13 protein-coding genes are annotated in these 16,441 nt (G+C 42.9%); 5 read left to right on the top strand and 8 right to left on the bottom strand.

Annotation, left to right across the window (positions count from 1 at the left end; translation table 11 throughout):
• Nucleotides 1–45: 45 nt before the first annotated feature.
• The 4 genes from ACRD7P_RS07270 (at nt 46) to ACRD7P_RS07255 (ending at nt 4,869) form a co-directional block, all read left to right on the top strand.
• Nucleotides 46–1,581 carry a YifB family Mg chelatase-like AAA ATPase gene (locus tag ACRD7P_RS07270; protein WP_430906882.1) on the top strand — a complete coding sequence of 512 codons (1,536 nt, stop codon included), beginning with the start codon at nt 46–48 and terminating at the stop codon, nt 1,579–1,581.
• An 80-nt stretch (nt 1,582–1,661) separates the two neighbouring features.
• The gene (locus tag ACRD7P_RS07265) at nt 1,662–2,597 is read left to right on the top strand and encodes a hypothetical protein (protein ID WP_430906881.1); all 936 of its coding nucleotides are present in this window, start codon (nt 1,662–1,664) and stop codon (nt 2,595–2,597) included.
• 256 nt (nt 2,598–2,853) lie between these two features.
• The gene (locus ACRD7P_RS07260) at nt 2,854–3,249 is read left to right on the top strand and encodes a hypothetical protein (protein WP_430906880.1); all 396 of its coding nucleotides are present in this window, start codon (nt 2,854–2,856) and stop codon (nt 3,247–3,249) included.
• A 348-nt stretch (nt 3,250–3,597) separates the two neighbouring features.
• The gene (locus ACRD7P_RS07255; RefSeq protein WP_430906879.1) at nt 3,598–4,869 is read left to right on the top strand and encodes a TIR domain-containing protein; all 1,272 of its coding nucleotides are present in this window, start codon (nt 3,598–3,600) and stop codon (nt 4,867–4,869) included.
• A 220-nt stretch (nt 4,870–5,089) separates the two neighbouring features.
• On the opposite strand, the gene ACRD7P_RS07250 is transcribed toward ACRD7P_RS07255, so the two are convergent.
• From ACRD7P_RS07250 to ACRD7P_RS07225, 6 genes are all read right to left on the bottom strand, one after another.
• Nucleotides 5,090–5,719, bottom strand: a complete 630-nt coding sequence (locus tag ACRD7P_RS07250) for a response regulator transcription factor (RefSeq protein WP_430906878.1) — start codon at nt 5,717–5,719, stop codon at nt 5,090–5,092.
• A 1,145-nt stretch (nt 5,720–6,864) separates the two neighbouring features.
• Nucleotides 6,865–8,814 carry a PorP/SprF family type IX secretion system membrane protein gene (locus ACRD7P_RS07245; protein ID WP_430906877.1) on the bottom strand — a complete coding sequence of 650 codons (1,950 nt, stop codon included), beginning with the start codon at nt 8,812–8,814 and terminating at the stop codon, nt 6,865–6,867.
• Between the two features lie 176 nt (nt 8,815–8,990).
• Nucleotides 8,991–10,076, bottom strand: coding sequence for a cell envelope biogenesis protein OmpA (locus ACRD7P_RS07240; protein ID WP_430906876.1), 1,086 nt, complete (start codon nt 10,074–10,076; stop codon nt 8,991–8,993).
• 419 nt (nt 10,077–10,495) lie between these two features.
• Entirely contained in the window at nt 10,496–11,365 is an 870-nt protein-coding gene (locus ACRD7P_RS07235) for a hypothetical protein (RefSeq protein WP_430906875.1), read from the bottom strand.
• A gap of 846 nt (nt 11,366–12,211) precedes the next feature.
• Complete coding sequence (locus tag ACRD7P_RS07230; protein ID WP_430906874.1) at nt 12,212–12,781, bottom strand: GldL-related protein; 570 nt, start codon at nt 12,779–12,781, stop codon at nt 12,212–12,214.
• 15 nt (nt 12,782–12,796) lie between these two features.
• The gene (locus ACRD7P_RS07225; RefSeq protein ID WP_430906873.1) at nt 12,797–13,240 is read right to left on the bottom strand and encodes a hypothetical protein; all 444 of its coding nucleotides are present in this window, start codon (nt 13,238–13,240) and stop codon (nt 12,797–12,799) included.
• Between the two features lie 250 nt (nt 13,241–13,490).
• Here ACRD7P_RS07225 and ACRD7P_RS07220 point away from each other — a divergent pair, with 250 nt between their 5' ends.
• On the top strand, nt 13,491–14,690 hold the full coding sequence (locus ACRD7P_RS07220) for an Nramp family divalent metal transporter (RefSeq protein ID WP_430906872.1): 1,200 nt from the start codon (nt 13,491–13,493) through the stop codon (nt 14,688–14,690).
• A 47-nt stretch (nt 14,691–14,737) separates the two neighbouring features.
• On the opposite strand, the gene cysM is transcribed toward ACRD7P_RS07220, so the two are convergent.
• Nucleotides 14,738–15,622, bottom strand: a complete 885-nt coding sequence (gene cysM / locus ACRD7P_RS07215; protein ID WP_430906871.1) for a cysteine synthase CysM — start codon at nt 15,620–15,622, stop codon at nt 14,738–14,740.
• The gene (gene epsC / locus ACRD7P_RS07210; protein WP_430906870.1) at nt 15,612–16,406 is read right to left on the bottom strand and encodes a serine O-acetyltransferase EpsC; all 795 of its coding nucleotides are present in this window, start codon (nt 16,404–16,406) and stop codon (nt 15,612–15,614) included. Before epsC ends, cysM begins: the two co-directional genes overlap by 11 nt.
• Nucleotides 16,407–16,441 lie beyond the last annotated feature (35 nt).

Raw genomic sequence — 16,441 nt, 5'->3', positions numbered from 1 at the left:
GAAAAAAGCTACATTTAAACCAAATAACCGGGAAACAACCAAAACATGCTTACAAAAGTTTTCGGAAGCGCCGTTTTTGGCGTAGAGGCCACTACCATAACCGTTGAAGTCAATGTAGATATTGGGGTGGGATACCATCTGGTAGGACTGCCCGACAATGCGATAAAAGAAAGCAACTACCGCATTGCCGCAGCTCTATTGAACAATGGTTATAGAATTCCAGGAAAGAAAATCACCATCAACCTCGCACCGGCAGACTTGCGTAAAGAAGGCTCGGCCTATGACCTTACCTTGGCCATTGGTATTCTTACCGCCTCTGGCCAAATTAAAGCCGATGATCTGGCAGATTACCTTATCATGGGGGAACTTTCCCTTGATGGTAGCTTACAACCGATAAAAGGCGCGCTGCCCATTGCGGCAAAGGCAAAGGAAGAAGGGTTCAAGGCCTTTATACTCCCTATGGAAAATGCAAAGGAGGCTGCAATTGTCGAAGGTCTAACGGTATACGGGGTGTCCAATATTTCCGAGGTCATCGGACATTTCGATAAGGAGGAACCTTTGACACGGGTACAAGTGGATATGCAGGCGGAGTTTTATAAAAATCTCGATTTCCCAGAGTTCGACTTTGCGGACGTAAAAGGACAGGAAAGCATCAAACGTTGTATGGAAATCGCTGCGGCGGGAGGCCATAATATTATTCTGATCGGTCCGCCCGGTTCCGGGAAAACGATGTTGGCCAAACGATTGCCCTCCATTTTACCCCCGATGACGATGACCGAAGCCTTGGAAACTACCAAAATACATAGTGTGGTCGGTAAAACCAACAATATGGGGCTTATGAGCCAACGTCCCTTTAGAAGCCCACACCATACGATCAGCGATGTGGCATTGGTCGGCGGCGGCTCCTATCCGCAACCCGGGGAGATTTCGCTTTCCCACAACGGCGTGTTGTTTTTGGACGAATTGCCCGAGTTTAAAAGAGGGGTCCTGGAAGTGATGCGGCAACCTTTGGAAGATCGGGAGGTGACCATTTCAAGGGCACGCTTTACGGTAACCTATCCCAGTAGTTTTATGCTTGTAGCCAGCATGAACCCCAGTCCAGGGGGCTATTTTAACGACCCCGATGCCCCGGTGACCTCATCGCCCGCTGAGATGCAGCGGTATTTGGGAAAGATATCGGGACCGTTGTTGGACCGTATCGATATCCATGTTGAAGTTACCCCGGTGCCTTTTGAAAAGCTCTCCGAGGATCGTAAGGGGGAGGAGAGTGTGGCCATACGGCAACGGGTGACCGCAGCGCGAGCGGTCCAGACCGCACGTTTTTCCGGCTTGGAAAACGTGCATTACAATGCCCAGATGAATACGAAACAGATTCGGGAATACTGCCCATTGGACGATGTTTCAAAAACCCTATTGAAAAACGCTATGGAACGCCTGCATTTATCGGCCCGTGCTTACGATCGTATTTTAAAAGTGGCCCGCACCATTGCCGACTTGGAGCATAGCGAAACGGTAAACGGTGATCATATCGGTGAGGCCATTCAATATCGGAGTTTGGACCGTGAGGGGTGGTTGGGGTAATAGGTGGGAAACAGAAATGAGTTGAGCAAGTATCTGCACATTTATAAGTCAATTATTTTATATGTTAAAACGAACTTAACTTGGTGAAAATAAAAATGATGTGGGAAAGTTTTCTTCTTAGTCCATGGTCTTGGATTATATCATTAATTTTAGCCGCTATGGCGGGCTATTTGCTTCATAAAGGAGCGGAAACCAAAGCTGACAAGTCCAACAAGGAGATAAAGGAAAGGATAGATAGTACCGGCACAAAAATTGCAAATAATTTTGGGCAAAGGGTTTCGGAAATATTAAAGGAGTTGGAAAACACCTCTACTGGCACTATTGAAAAGATAGAAAAAGAAGGTGATTCGGTCGTTGATAAATTACGTTCGGACTCGGAAGAAATCAAATTGCTTTTGGATGAGTTGAAAAGGGCATCTAAAAAGCTAAAGTTGAATGATGCGGTCAACTTGAGGTTAAATTTTAGAGTGCCCATTAAGTTTTTGCCATCAGATGCTAAAATGACTACGAGAGATAGCACCAAGAGTGTTTTAATCGATTATCATAACAGTTTTTCTTATTCCCTGTTTATTGGAAGAAAACTAGAAGAAGAGGGGTTTAATTGGAGAAAGTTAATTTCATATCAGGGCCTTCGTGGTAAGTTTGAATATATCCCAAAATATCTAGGAACGAGAAATCAGATATCTTTAACAAATGTTGATTTGGATGTGCAAAATCTTGAGTCTTTAACTGGAGGAATGAATTATAACTTTCTGCCCACGGAAATAATGGAAGATTTTGATAAAATTGAAATTGGTGATTTGGTTATTCTAGAAAAAACCGAAATCAGTAATGGGGTTGCGGATAAAAACTTTTCTTCTCTAGGTTATGAACAAGAAACATATATCAGCACTCCAAAGATTTATACTTCATTTTCTGGTTTGATTATTTTAAAACCAACTGGATTAAGGGATATACCAGGGATGATTGAGCCAAAAGGCTATCAGCATTATTACGAAGTAGTTGGATTTGAATAAACATTTACTACAAGTTGAATACTGTTTTGATTTAATAGAGGATTGTTCTTTGTCTGGTGCAAGATACTATAGTAAAAGTCCAGTAAATCCCTATCTTCCATTCCAAATTCAAGTGCAGCCCCATCTCCATGACCCGAAAGCTATTTTTTCTTGTTATCGTTTTCCAACTGACCACTAGTAACGCCCAAACGACCTTTCCTCCGTTCGGGGAAATCGTCAACACTTTTTTTCGACCTATGACCTAAGAACGGGGCAAATGTCCGATGGTATTCGGTTCGTTAAGGAAAAGCGGGGCTATTTTATTGAAGAATACGATAGGATTGAAGACAGCTATCTCATGAAAACCTTATTTTGGTCCGCTAACGAAAAAACCTATCGCCCGTCGTGTTTTTGCGAAAATAGTGATGAAGATGCCGGCCATTTTGCCTACCATCTTAGCTACTTTGATCCGGAGGTGTTCAATACCTTGCCCATCAATAGTTATTTCAACTGGCTATGGGAGATAATCACTTATCTGCTTACAAATCGTCCCGGACAAATACCGAAAGGTACATTAAGCAAGAAACCATTGGAAAAGTGGAATCATGCCTCGTGGGTATCGACCCATATGGCAGTAAAAATATCGATTTATAAGGGCGTATGGCCCTTTTGAATACCTACTATGCCCATCAGGACCATTAACGGTAAGTATATCGCTTCTTTCTGTTAATAGCGCCAACAGCATCATTACTGGACAATACTTGATCTTCTAATAAAAGGCTTATTGTACTGATATGAAAAAGATTTTCAGCCTACCTTCATTTCTTGAGCCTATTGTTTTAAGGCGTTTTGGCGGTTAGGATACGTTGGATGTAGAAGGTATCCGTTAGAATGATTTTTTGAATCGTATACGATTTAGGACAGTGTTCCACTTTATTTTTTTATCTTTAATGGACGCGATGCGCCAGTATATCCGCACCGAACCAGGCAACATTCCAAAGAAACCCCAAACTTAGGACGCATGGACCAAAAAAAAGTCATTACCATTATTTATGCAGCGGAAGACCTTTCCAAAGTAACTTCCCTTAAGGACCATTTGCAACCCTTTTATGACCATGGCAGTATCGTTATCTGGGACGATTCGCCCATAGCGACCGACGCATTATGGAAACCCAGTACCATATGGTCCTTGGAAGAAACGGACGTTTTTGTTTTGGTGTTGAGCGAGGCCTTCATGTATTCTAAATTTGTTGGGCAGCAAGAATTTAAGCAGGTCATCGATCGCCATAAGCAGGGGAGGAGCGCTGTTATTCCCGTCATCATTGAAGACTGTCCTTGGGATGTTGATTTCAATTCGGATGAATACGATTTTAGTTTTAAAGAGCTGAGAACTTTCCCAGAGGTCATCTCCGGCACATCCGCTATTTCCGTTCAAGATGCCTTTGTCCATCTAAGTGAATATCTGAAGACACTTGTATTGGTCGACTCCGCGAAGGAAGCCACACCTTTAAACGACCAAAATTTAGAGAAGCAGCAACAGGAACAAAAGGCCAAGGGAACCGCATCAGATGAAGAAAATACCACAAACACGATGCAAACACCTTATTCGGAAGCGGCGCTTTCGGACAGCCAAGCTAAAACAAGAACGGAAAATCCAACAGAGACCGTGAATACATTTTCGGAAAGGGATTATGGAGCGGAATCGGTCGCTTCGCCAACCAAACAAAAGCCAGTATCAAAACTAGTCCTAGCGCTATTGGGCGTTGGTCTTGTTTCCCTTGGCGCCTGGTATCTTCTCAGTATTAAAAAAGCGGTACCGAGCAATTTGGATGCCAATGTCCCAGTGCTCCATGCGGATACCACGAATGCCTTGAAAATGACCATCGATTCTTCAACGGTAAAAAAGGCACTTACCAAACTGGTCTTAGGGTCAAATTACTCCGGGGGTATCGTTTTTGCGGTTGCCGCCGATGGCCGGAGCGGTAAAATGGCCTATGTGGAAGACTTGGGAACCATGCCTTGGAAAGATGCCGCAAAATCCGGGGAACGTATAGGCCCCGATTGGCGTTTGCCCACCTTGGAAGAATTGGTGGCCATGCGCAATACCATTGGCCAGGGGGCTGACAATGAAGGAGGCTTTTCAAATACGCTCTATTGGAGCGCCACGCTGTATGGGGATTATCAGGCCAAACTGTTGCATTTTAGAAACGGTAATGCCACATATCGGTACAATAAGGAAGTAGCGGACCGACAATATCAAGTGCGCCCCGTTAAAGATATTGAATTAAAGTAACTGTAAATTATTTGACACTCAAGTAATTCAATTTCAATTATTTAAAAATATTCAAAACTTCAATATGCAGATGCTATAAGCTTGTTTTTTTAAATGTTAGCATCGTAAAAAAGAATGAAGCTCCCTTTCGATCATCTTCGAAGGGAGCCTTATTGCCAGCACAGTTTCTTGTTTATACCATTTTAAATCTGAAATGATATTGTTTTTAAAATTGGGGCCTTTAGGCGTAATCCAATTCCCGTAATTTTCGCAAGGCCTCCGATTTGGAGTTGACATCAAGTTTTAAATAAATGTTTTGGATGTGAAAATTGATCGCGCTTGCGGTAACAAAAAGTTTTTCCGCTATCGTTTTATAGGTCGCTCCTTGCGACAGGTACTCAATAACCTCGTTTTCACGATCGGAAAAGACCCGATATTTTTTGCGTTGGAACATTGAAATCAATTTTTTGGCAATATCGTTGCTCAAAGGTGCACCATCACTTTTGATGGAATCCAATGCGTTGTAAAGGGTACGCTCGTTTACGGGTTTGGTCAAATAGCCGTTGGCCGAGTTTTTAAAAGCGGTCTTTACCAGTTCAAAATCGTTCTTTTCACTTAGCATTATTATTTTAACGTTGGGGTCTAGGCGTCTAAATTGATTGATGCCCTCTATTCCACATTCGTTGGAAAAGGATACTTCTGTAAAAATGACGTCGGGCGTTACGGTATTGTAGTCCGCTACGGCTTCCGCAACCGAACTATAAACGCCAACGAGGTCGTATTCTAAATACATTTCAAAAAAAGATCGGTACGTTCGGTGCAATGATCGATCGCCGTCGATCACCACTGTTTTAAGGGTGTTTGGGGTCATGCTACTTGGATTTTTTAAGTACATCCCCATACCGGCAACCGGTATCGGGATATACTCAAAGTGGATTTGGTAAACTTGGAATAAGTAGGATTGTTGGGGGAACAATTTACTTGCATTTTGGCATAGCGGTGCCTTTCACGATAGTGGGTAACCTCGTAATAAGCGATTTTCGGCATCGTTTTCAGGGAAAAATTGCCTATTTCGTTCAAAGAACAAAATAAAGGCCGTTTCACACTAGGGAAACAATGACTTTGGGTACTGCGCTAAATGAGTTCTAAAAGATTGTAAGTGCGCGATTACTCAGCGTTCATAAAACGCATTAAGAAAGGTAATCTGTGCGAGACGCTTACGATTTAAAAAAGTGGCCTGAGCTTGTGGGTTATGCTCCATGGCAGTTTTAAAAAGATGACTTGGGTACTTGTAGGTTTGTGGTTTCATGCAGTGGGGGATTTGGGTTCTACACTATATTTACATGCTTTATAAATTAGATACTCAAACATAGGAAAAATTGTAACCTGATCAACTTGAAGCTTGCTATTTTCGTTCAAATGCACCTAAATGTTAATTTTTTTGGTATTTGACCGTGCTCACTATGCATTTCAACGACGGTTTTTACGGGGTTCCTGCTGTTGGAAATTTTCAAATAAACTAGAAGAGCGCTAAAAAAGCCAACTTTTGATACCCGATCAGTCGAAGGAAACATGTGAAATCGTTGCTAAGCAACACTGTTTTTAGCCAAAGGTTCTCTACTTTTTTAAACGCGAAAACCATAAAATGAGACTAATAATTTTCCAATTTTCAGGAATTCGTACAATTTCTGAATATGATGCGGGGAAAGATTAGGCCTTGGTATCGCCCTTACTTTTTAAGTATCATAAAAAAGGAACCGGGCAAATAGGAAGCAATAGTAATGGATAGCAAATTCTAGAATTTGGAAAAGGAGATTGTAATAAAAAGGAGAACGCACGGATAAACAGCGAATAAGAAAACCATTCGGCACCTATATATCGGACCAGAGTTGGTTAAAAAGAAAATAGCGGGGGCATGTCCCCGCTATTCTTTTTCCCGATTCCAAGTCAAAATCGGGACCCACTAACCCAAAATTAAATTTTTTAAATCTTTTAAGCTATCATTTGTTTAAGTTTTTATTGATCACTGTAGACGTTGGCAACGATTGTCGTATTATCCGCTACCTCCATGATCCATTTCTCATCTTGATACTTCCCGTCCAAGTTGGAGACAAAAGCGTCTTTAGCGTCGTCCTTATAGTTATAATCGGCCAGGTATACATAGTGCAATCCGTTTTCTTTGTTGTAAAACTGTTTTGCATCCAGTCCTTTTTCCTTCAGGTCTTCCATAAAAAGGTTCAGATACTTTTTGCTCTTGTACACATTTGCGATCATGTAATATCCTGATTTCACATTTTCCAAGCTGTTTCGTTCCATTACACGGATCGGTAACTTCATAGGCTCCTCTTTTTCCACATCGGCTACCGTTTCCATACCCACAATGTTATCCTCGGTAGTGGTAGCTACTTTCACTTCTTTCTCCCGAATTTGGCTCAACTTATGCAGTTCCGGCTTTTCCATTGCGATACTCACGGTAGCGGTCGCCGCGCTGCTACGGGCCAATCGTTCGATTTCCTGCTCTACCCGAGCTTTGTCCAAGGCCGTCAAACCGGCGTTCTTTTTTGGTTGTACCGCGGCGATTGCCGTTGTATTCACCTGCTGTTGTACCTTTTTGGGCGCCGTTCTGGTTTGGGCAATACCGGTAGGTTGGCTATCGATAACCCCACCGTCGTTGCCCATACGCTGCCTTAGGTCATTATGAAGTAAGGTGAACATGGTTTCGAACCTTTTTTCAAAAGCAGCCGTTCTTGCTTGCTCGATCGAGTCCTGTCGCCAGATCAGCTCGTCCAAGATCAAACGGTTTTCATAGGCGATCGAATTTTCCGTTGCGCTGGCGTCATTGGTTGCCAATGCCGTGGCGGTCTTAGCCTGTCTTTTCTGTTCTTTTCGTGTCTTTTTGGTACCGTCTTGTTGCGCTAACGCATCCTTTTCGGCCTTCAGTTGTAATATTTGTTCTTCATAATTTCGAATGATCTGATCCACTTTGGCATCGTCCGAGGTCGAGGCATAGGCACCCGGACTGTTGTTGTCCTTAAAGGTATAGGCAAGGGAAACTTCGTGGTTCCATCCCAAATCGGCATCCTCGACGGCGATATCTTTTTCCAATAGATATCCCAAGGACATTTTCTTGCTCAAGTTGAATCCGAGCCCCATGGACAGTCCGTACGCTTCGTCATAGGTGGTCTGTAACCATCCATAGCTTGGGAGGTCCAGCAACATGGAACCTACATAACCGATACTACCGTCCTGGTTTTGTCCCACCTGTACCAAGGGCATCAGACGTGCATCTTCGAAAAGTCCTCTCGTGGCATTGAAGCCATGGTTGTACTGTAGGGAGCCTTTCATACTTTTGGTGTTCATGTTCGTTAAAAACGCGTTGGTCGTTTGGTTGTATTCCAATAGGTTTTCCGCATAAATTCCAAAATCGAATTTTCCGACGGATAGGGTAATTCCCGGCTGTATGGCCACCTTACTTTCTTTTCTAGCTTCCGAAAGCGCCCGATCTTCTTCGGTAATCACAATTCGGTTCTTATCGATACCGGTATTAAAATAGCTAATGTTGGTACCGAACGCTAGTTTACTTTTTTCGCTCAACTGTACCGATTTGGCATAGTTGGCATTAAACCCGAATTCCTGTACAACTCCGGACCAATTGCTGTAAACACTCATACCTAGTGCGGTGTGGTCGTTTACCTTGCTGCTAAAGCCGAGGAAATAGTTTTGGCTGTTGTCCTCAAAAGCGGCATATTGGTTTCGGTGTAGGATATTGATATAGGATTTGTTTTCACGAACCAGCGAAAATGTCGGGTTGATCAAAAATCGATTAAAGAATAACTGGTTGTGATATGTATTTTTTGAATCTAGGTTGGTATTGAGTTCCTGTGCTTGTGCGGTCTGTTTTCCAACAGCCATAAAGAATAGCAGTAACAGGCAAATCTTGGTATGTTTTGTAATAGGATAGCTCATCATCTTCAATTTTGGGGATTGCTACCGTGTAAGGTCCGATAGATACCATTTTTGTAACCGATCGTAAGGGTCATGCACTCCCTGGTCAACGATCGTGAAAATATTTTCTGGGGGAACTTTAGGTTGGCAAATGGGTCGAGTACTAGGGTCGACCCATTTGCGACCTTATAAGTGATCTATTCGTCTTCGAATACGGTTGAAGAATAATCGATCTGTTCCTCATTGTTCAAGGCTTCAAGTACGTTGTACTCTCTGGTACGGTCCTTTCGTTGGATGGAGAAGGCCACACGCTCTACCGTGTTGGTTTTGCTTCCACTTCGGTTCGACATTACGTAGCCCTTACGGTTTCCCTTTTGCAACACTACTGAAAAGTCGTCACCGTTACTATTGATGTCCTTTCCAAGGTTGGCGGACCAAGCAACGCTCTTATGTCCTACTTGGGCCATATATACATCCAATCCTCCAAAACCATCGCGACCTTCCGAGGCAAAGAACAAGGTATTACCTGCAGCCAAGTTGGGATAAAGATCATTTTTTCTGGTGTTTACCTTTTCGCCCAAGTTTTTTGCAGTACCTACCTGACCGTTACTGCCGATTGAGGCAACGTAAATATCATAGGCACCATAAGAACCTGGCATGTTGGAAGCGAAAAATAAGCGCTTACCATCTTCGGATACCGTTGGGTGCATGGCCGAAGCATACTTTGGGCATACCGCTACTTGCTTCACATTGGTCCACTTTCCGTTCACACGGGAAGCCCTAAAGATTTTTTGCAATTTTTCCTTTTTGGAAAAAATACCGTATTCCGGTTTTTGTTCAACGGTTTTACTGAAATAGGCCGTACTACCGTCAGCAGTGACCGCAATTGGTGCTTCATAACCGTTCTGACCGGATTTTTTGCGACCCACCAATGCTTCATAGGCCTGTTTTGCCAAAAGGTCATTATCAGTAAGCAGTTCTCCGTTCGATTGGATTTCAAAATCTTTATACCGTTCCGATCGGTTTTGTACCAGATAATCCGATTTTACCGAGGCGGTCCAGTCTTTTTCGTTGGAAGCGGTGGCGCTTGTTTTTGAATTGGCCTGTTGCAGTGCATAATCATAACGCTTCTGGTGGCTTTTTCCAAGACTTTTTCTTTTGCTCGTACTTTCGAGCCTTCCATACCAATAAGCGGCAGTTTCATAATTCTTGGAAAGAAAGTTCGCGTTTCCAAGGTCTTCAAAAATTTCGTGATCTTGATATCCGAGATTTTTTAGTTTCATGTAGTTTTCCATCCGTTTTTCGGTAGCAAAACCATTCGATCCATTTTTACTGTTGGACCATTTACTTGACTGTGCGGTCATTTCTCCGCAAATTAATGTAATCACACATGCACAAATTACATTGTAGGTTCTTAAATTTTTCATAGGACTTCGATTAAGGGTTAATAATCATCGACAAAGTACACGAATTATGGATGAACGGTACTTAATAAAAATTCATAGGTTTTTCATAGTAACCTATGTTTTTTTGTTAAAATTCTCCGTTAAATGGCCTTGTCAGATGCTTCTTAAAACGCTCGAAAGCCTTGATTTTATTGGGGTTTGTAAGACACCAAGGGTCGTGTAGGCCAAGAATGGACAGAAAATGTCGTTTTAGTGGAGAAAAAAGAAGGTTTTTTAAAAAAAAGCGATAAAATGCACTATTGTTTCACATTTATGAGTATGGCCTCACAGCTTTTTAAGTCGGAATTTAAGACGATTTTCTTGGAAATATGGGTGTCGTTCAATTCCATTGAAACAGTATTCGGCGGATATTTTCCTAGATTATGTGCGTATAGGAACAGATCGTTCGGTTTGCTTGGGTCTAAGGTAATCTCAAACGTTTTTTTGTAATAGGTAAGGTGATATTGATACACTACCGCTTCACCGTTCAGATAAATGGAAACGATATCGTTATCCTTTCTGCCGTGGTCCCATAGGTCTATTGTGATGTGGTCGCTTTGCACGTTAAGCTCGTCCACATATGAAATGCGCCTGCCATCAAAACTATGGCGTACCGTAGGCTCCTTTGGGTCGGCCGATTCGGAGTTCGCAACCCTTTTCATTCCGTTTATAGTAAAATAGGGTGTTGCAAACTTGGCAATACTTTGGGTGTTATCAGGAAATAGCTCGATACCCATAACCCGATAGTTGTTTGCGGTTTGTAGGCTTTTGTTTAACGATATGCCCTCTGCAAAACGGTTGTTCTCAAAAACACCGAGTTCCTGAATGACCATGTCGTCCTTGATCAAGTAAAAACGGATGGTTTTATGGGGCGGTATGTTGTCCGTATCCCAGGTCAATTTTACTTTTTCGGGGATGTTCCATACCGTGGTCGCATTTGGTATGGTAATCTTTAAGCGGGTAACCGATGTATTCGATTCAAATAGATGGGTGTCCTTTCCGTGTTGAAGAGGGGTAGGGACTGGATCGGTGGTAGTGATAGCGTGGGCATGCCCAAGAAAAACATAAAAAAACAAACCCAAAAGGATAAGGGAGGGAAGTGTCGCTTGTTGTCGTATGCCATTCATCCGGTCATCACTTTAATGTGTGCGACCGAAATTCGAAACATTGTTTTTAGCTTAAAACAATTAGGTTTTATCGTTCGACCGAACCTATTTTTTAACGTAAAACCGGGAAGCTTATTGTTTTTATCACAGTGAAGCGGTTTCGGCGATGCCTATGCTAATCGTAGCCGATGGCTTAAATTTAACTGACGATAACTTGCTCCATAGCATTAAAAACCAGGTTTCAGGTAGTGAAAAAAAGCATGTATAATGCCCAAAGAATACAAAAGACACAGTAAACGTATACCATGTAATCGTTTATAGTAGTTTTTTCTTTCATAATAGAATGGTTTACTACTATAACAGAAAAAGATGCCAAAATCCCCATTTCAATCGAACAAAGGAACGGATATTCGTTAGATGACGGGAATATCGATGAAATGTCATTTTTATCCTTTAAAAAAAGACTGCCATAACTTCCTTATATCGAGGTAATTATCACTTCATCGAGTGATATTTGTACTAATTAGGGGTGAATTAGGACCTAAAATCATTGTTACGCCATACGAAGTTTTTAAAAACACCACCTTGGGCGCCAAGTGATAGCGGACCATATTGATGTATGGAACATAATCGTGAAAGTGTTTGATGTAAGCTTGATAATTAAGAGATAGGGCATAAAAGAAAGAGGATGGTACGTTATAGATTACCCTTGCACTAGAATTAATTGATGGTCATCGTTTGTTTTCGACCGTTAATGTGGGGTAATGGTAGCGTAAAGGCAAGTATTTGGGGTAATGGACAGGAGATTATATTTGTATTTGTCCTGATACCAACATTTAGGAACCAAAACAGTTCCGTTTATCGGAATTATACCTGATATTCTTCGTTATTGGTGTCTTTCTCCTCTAGTTTAGTCACTTGAAAAACGTCTTTTAAAATATAGAAGGCCACCATAATGATTCCCGATGCCAAAAGAACTTCAGCGAATTGCCAGTGTACAAGCTTCATGAGGGCCCCTACGATAATGGATAAAGTACCCAGTACCATGGCCACGTTCCACCATATCTGTACATTACTATTTTTGGTATGTCGATCTTCGTCCATGAAGTATGCGGTCCCTTCCATGACGAACCACGTAATGAACGCCGCTCCGGTCACGATTTGAAAAAATACCGTATACGGAAAGTGCATCATTCTCAAAATACCGTTCGCCGACCAGCAAATGATCAGTACCAACTTTACGTAATCTAAAAATTGTTTTTGGGTTTTCTTGATAAACCTGAAACTATATAATAGGGAAACCAAAATGAATCCGGCAAGCACTGTTTGTTCTGCATAGGGCCATAACAGAAGTTTGGCCATTAAACCAAATAAAAGAATACATACGGCGATCCGCAATGGGGTTTTGAGTATTTTTTTTCCTTTGTTGGTCGTCATATGGCGGTTTTTAGGTTAAATCGTTTTAATGTTTGCTTTTAGCCCCTCCATTATCCCAAGAATGTTGTTTACGGTCTCCTTCAAATAATGTCGAATCAGCACATGCGGTATACGAATAGTGGTAAATCCATTTTTAAAGGAATGCATGGCCTGTTCCAAATCGTTCATGGCCTGCTTATGGGTCATCATATGATACTCCACATCAATTTCGATGTTTAGTTTAACACGTGATATGGCAATATCTACCGATTTTTTTCCGTCCCACCATTCCAGCATTGCCTGAACGCCCACTTCCTTTAGGCCATAGTACAATTGTATGGCTTCCATGGGGGTGTTGTTCTGTTGTACCAGTTTTTCCATACGCAATTGGTGTTGTGCGCACAATTCAACGCCTAAGGAATCCATTGCATTACGATGATCGAGATAACTCAGTTCTTTGTTACATTCAAGACAGTTCATTTAGTAGGTCAATTTTCGAGCCCTTTGTTTGCGGGGCCTTGGGGGATTAGTTCATTAGATTTGGGACTATTATAACCCTGGGAAAATTGGAATAGTATATACTTTCGACGTATGACACCTCACTTTTAGATGAACTGCATTTTTTTAGACGAACTGCATTCAAAAATGTTAAAACTGTTGTGAAAATGCAGTTTGTAAAAACAAGTTCACTAGCGGAATATCGATTATATTTAACCGTTTAACGACAGTTATGAAAAGAAAGGGAAGTTTGGGGCCAGGTGTTTTGATCGCGGCCGCTTTTATTGGTCCGGGAACCGTTACTACCTGTACCGCGGCGGGTGTTGGTTTTGGTTATGGCCTTTTATGGGCCTTGCTGCTCTCGGTAATCGCAACTGGGATTTTACAGGAAATGTCCGCCAGATTGGGGCTTGTGAGTAGGAGAGGGTTGGCCGATGCGGTAAAGACAGAAGTGTCCTGGCCATTGCTTAAAAACGTCATTCTTGGTACCATTTTGATAGCGATCTTAGTGGGGAACGCCGCTTATGAAGGAGGAAACATCGGTGGAGCTACTTTGGGCCTTCAAGCGCTTTTTGGAACAACATACAGCGGATTTTATCCTTGGTGTATTGCAGGACTGGCCTTTATACTGCTCTATTTCGGCAACAGTAAAGTATTGGAACTCGTTTTTACCGGACTTGTGTTCGTTATGAGCCTTGCCTTTGTTATTACGGCCTTGTTGACCAAACCGGATACTTGGGAGTTGTTGAAGGGAATGTTCGTCCCTGCTTTGCCAAATGACGGTATCCTTACCGTTATCGCGCTCGTGGGAACAACGGTGGTTCCCTATAACCTTTTTTTACACGCCTCTTTGGTCCATCAAAAATGGAAATCGCCGGCAGCCCTAAAACAGGTCCGGGTCGATACGGCCATTGCCATTGCTGTCGGTGGTCTTGTTTCAATGGCCATTGTGCTTTGTGGTACGGCTGCAAAAACGGGTGCGGTCAATGGGGTAATGGATATGGCAGAGGCCCTGGTTCCGCTCTTTGGCGAGGGAGCCCGTTGGTTTATCGGTATCGGACTGTTCGCCGCAGGAATTACTTCAGCCATAACGGCGCCTTTGGCGGCGGCATACGTTGCCAATAGTTGTTTTGGTTGGAACGCGGATATAAAGGATTTCCGTTTTAGGTCCGTGTGGATGGGCGTACTTTTGATAGGTGCCTTTTTTATGTCCTTCGACATCAACCCCATTAAGGTGATACAATTGGCTCAGATCGCGAACGGATTGTTGCTCCCAAGTGTGGCCTTCTTTTTATTATGGGCGGTAAACCGGAACAGTTTAATGGGGCGCTATGGCAACACTATGGCACAGAACGTTCTTGGTGTCCTCATCGTCTTGGTTTCGATAGTACTTGGTTTAAAAAGTATATTGGCCGTTTTTGGAATACTTTGATCAGTCTAGGGCTAAAGGGGCTTCCGCAAATAAAAACCGTTCGGTTTTTAATCGAATAATCCCGAAGAAAGATAACGGTCGCCACGGTCACACACGATAGACACGATGACCCCTTCTTCCAAGGTTTCCGCAAGTCTTAGAGCGGCGGTAGCGGCGCCGCCACTGCTCATCCCCGAAAATATGCCTTCTTCTTTGGCCAGTCTTCTAGCCATACTGGCAGCCTCAGGTTCGCTAACTTCCGTCACTTGATCTACCTTATCGGCATTGAAAATTTTAGGAAGGTATGCCTCCGGCCATTTTCGTATTCCCGGGATTCGGGCACCATCCTTGGGCTGTACCCCAACGATTTGGATTTCGGAATGCTGTTCCTTTAAAAATGTAGAGGTTCCCATTATGGTACCGGTGGTACCCATTGACGACACAAAATGGGTAACCTTTTTATCGGTAGCCCGCCATATTTCCGGCCCTGTCGTATTATAGTGTGCCTTCCAGTTGTCATCGTTCGCAAATTGATCGATCATACGCATGCCTTCATTTTTCACTTTGCTTTCTGCATAATCCCGGGCACCTTCTATTCCTTTGTCCGCTGCGGTCAAGGTTACCTTTGCACCGTAGGCACGCATCGTCTGCACCCGTTCTATAGTGCTGTTTTCCGGCATTACCAATTCAATATCAAGTCCGTATACCCCGGCGATCATTGCAAGGGCAATGCCCGTATTACCGCTCGTAGCTTCTATCAATTTGGTATTGTCATCAAAATCGCCGCGTTCCAGACCATTTTTGATCATACTGAACGCCGCTCTATCTTTTACGCTTCCCCCCGGATTGTGTCCCTCTAGTTTGAACAAAAGTTGCACGTTGGGGTTGGTGTTCAGTACTTTGGAAATCACCAATGGCGTATTCCCGATGAGTTCTGTAATATTATATGGCATTGGGCAAGGTTTTTATACGGATTTCGGGAGTGTGAAAAACGGTCGAATTGGCGGGAATGGATGCGGTAACCCATGCATTTCCACCGATAATACTATTGGTGCCAACAATGGTTTTACCACCTAATATTGTAGCATTGGCATAAATAGTAACATTATCCTCTATGGTAGGGTGTCTTTTGGTACGCTGCAAGTCCTTTGCAACATATAGGGCACCAAGGGTAACCCCTTGATAAATTTTTACGTGATCGTGGATAATCGCCGTTTCTCCGATGACCACGCCGGTGCCGTGGTCTATAAAAAATGACTTTCCGATACGTGCCCCGGGGTTGATGTCGACACCGGTCTGCCGATGTGCATATTCAGTCATCAACCTGGGTACCAATGGAAAGCCCTGTATGTATAGTTCATGGGCCAATCGATAAATGGCAATGGCATAAAATCCAGGGTATGCCATATATACCTCTTCCATGGAAAGCGATGCCGGGTCGCAATTTACAATGGCCTCGGCATCCAAATTTAAACGCTCCAGAATCTCCGGTAGCGCTACCACATAATTCTCCCATACTTTTTTACAAGGTTTTTCGGTTTCCCAACAGGCGAGGCCTACCAATTCGTCAAACGCTTCTTCTAACACCGACATATTGGGCGCTACCGGGGTTTCACTGTCAAAAAGGGTGTAAAACAACAGGTCCGCAAACCGTTCAGTTTTCCGTTTCAGTTCAAAACGGAGGTTGGGTTGTTTTTTGTGCGCGTTAATCTTAGCAACGATGCTTTTTATATTCATAGTAATTTAATAGACTATTCAAAGTTAAAAATTAT

The sequence above is a fragment of the Maribacter sp. 2-571 genome, from assembly GCF_050589625.1.
In the GTDB taxonomy this organism is placed as follows: domain Bacteria; phylum Bacteroidota; class Bacteroidia; order Flavobacteriales; family Flavobacteriaceae; genus Pelagihabitans.
Note: the sequence above shows the minus strand (reverse complement) of the source record. Positions and strands in the feature narration are given on the sequence as shown.

Bases quoted from the DNA above. Each gene is read 5' to 3' on its own strand.
- ACRD7P_RS07250 (WP_430906878.1), bottom strand. From the start codon at position 5,719: ATGACCCCAAACACCCTTAAAACAGTGGTGATCGACGGCGATCGATCA.
- epsC (WP_430906870.1), bottom strand. From the start codon at position 16,406: ATGAATATAAAAAGCATCGTTGCTAAGATTAACGCGCACAAAAAACAA.
- ACRD7P_RS07240 (WP_430906876.1), bottom strand. From the start codon at position 10,076: ATGAAACTAAAAAATCTCGGATATCAAGATCACGAAATTTTTGAAGAC.
- ACRD7P_RS07255 (WP_430906879.1), top strand. From the start codon at position 3,598: ATGGACCAAAAAAAAGTCATTACCATTATTTATGCAGCGGAAGACCTT.
- ACRD7P_RS07245 (WP_430906877.1), bottom strand. From the start codon at position 8,814: ATGAGCTATCCTATTACAAAACATACCAAGATTTGCCTGTTACTGCTA.
- ACRD7P_RS07235 (WP_430906875.1), bottom strand. From the start codon at position 11,365: ATGAATGGCATACGACAACAAGCGACACTTCCCTCCCTTATCCTTTTG.
- ACRD7P_RS07260 (WP_430906880.1), top strand. From the start codon at position 2,854: ATGTCCGATGGTATTCGGTTCGTTAAGGAAAAGCGGGGCTATTTTATT.
- cysM (WP_430906871.1), bottom strand. From the start codon at position 15,622: ATGCCATATAATATTACAGAACTCATCGGGAATACGCCATTGGTGATT.
- ACRD7P_RS07230 (WP_430906874.1), bottom strand. From the start codon at position 12,781: ATGACGACCAACAAAGGAAAAAAAATACTCAAAACCCCATTGCGGATC.
- ACRD7P_RS07270 (WP_430906882.1), top strand. From the start codon at position 46: ATGCTTACAAAAGTTTTCGGAAGCGCCGTTTTTGGCGTAGAGGCCACT.
- ACRD7P_RS07225 (WP_430906873.1), bottom strand. From the start codon at position 13,240: ATGAACTGTCTTGAATGTAACAAAGAACTGAGTTATCTCGATCATCGT.
- ACRD7P_RS07220 (WP_430906872.1), top strand. From the start codon at position 13,491: ATGAAAAGAAAGGGAAGTTTGGGGCCAGGTGTTTTGATCGCGGCCGCT.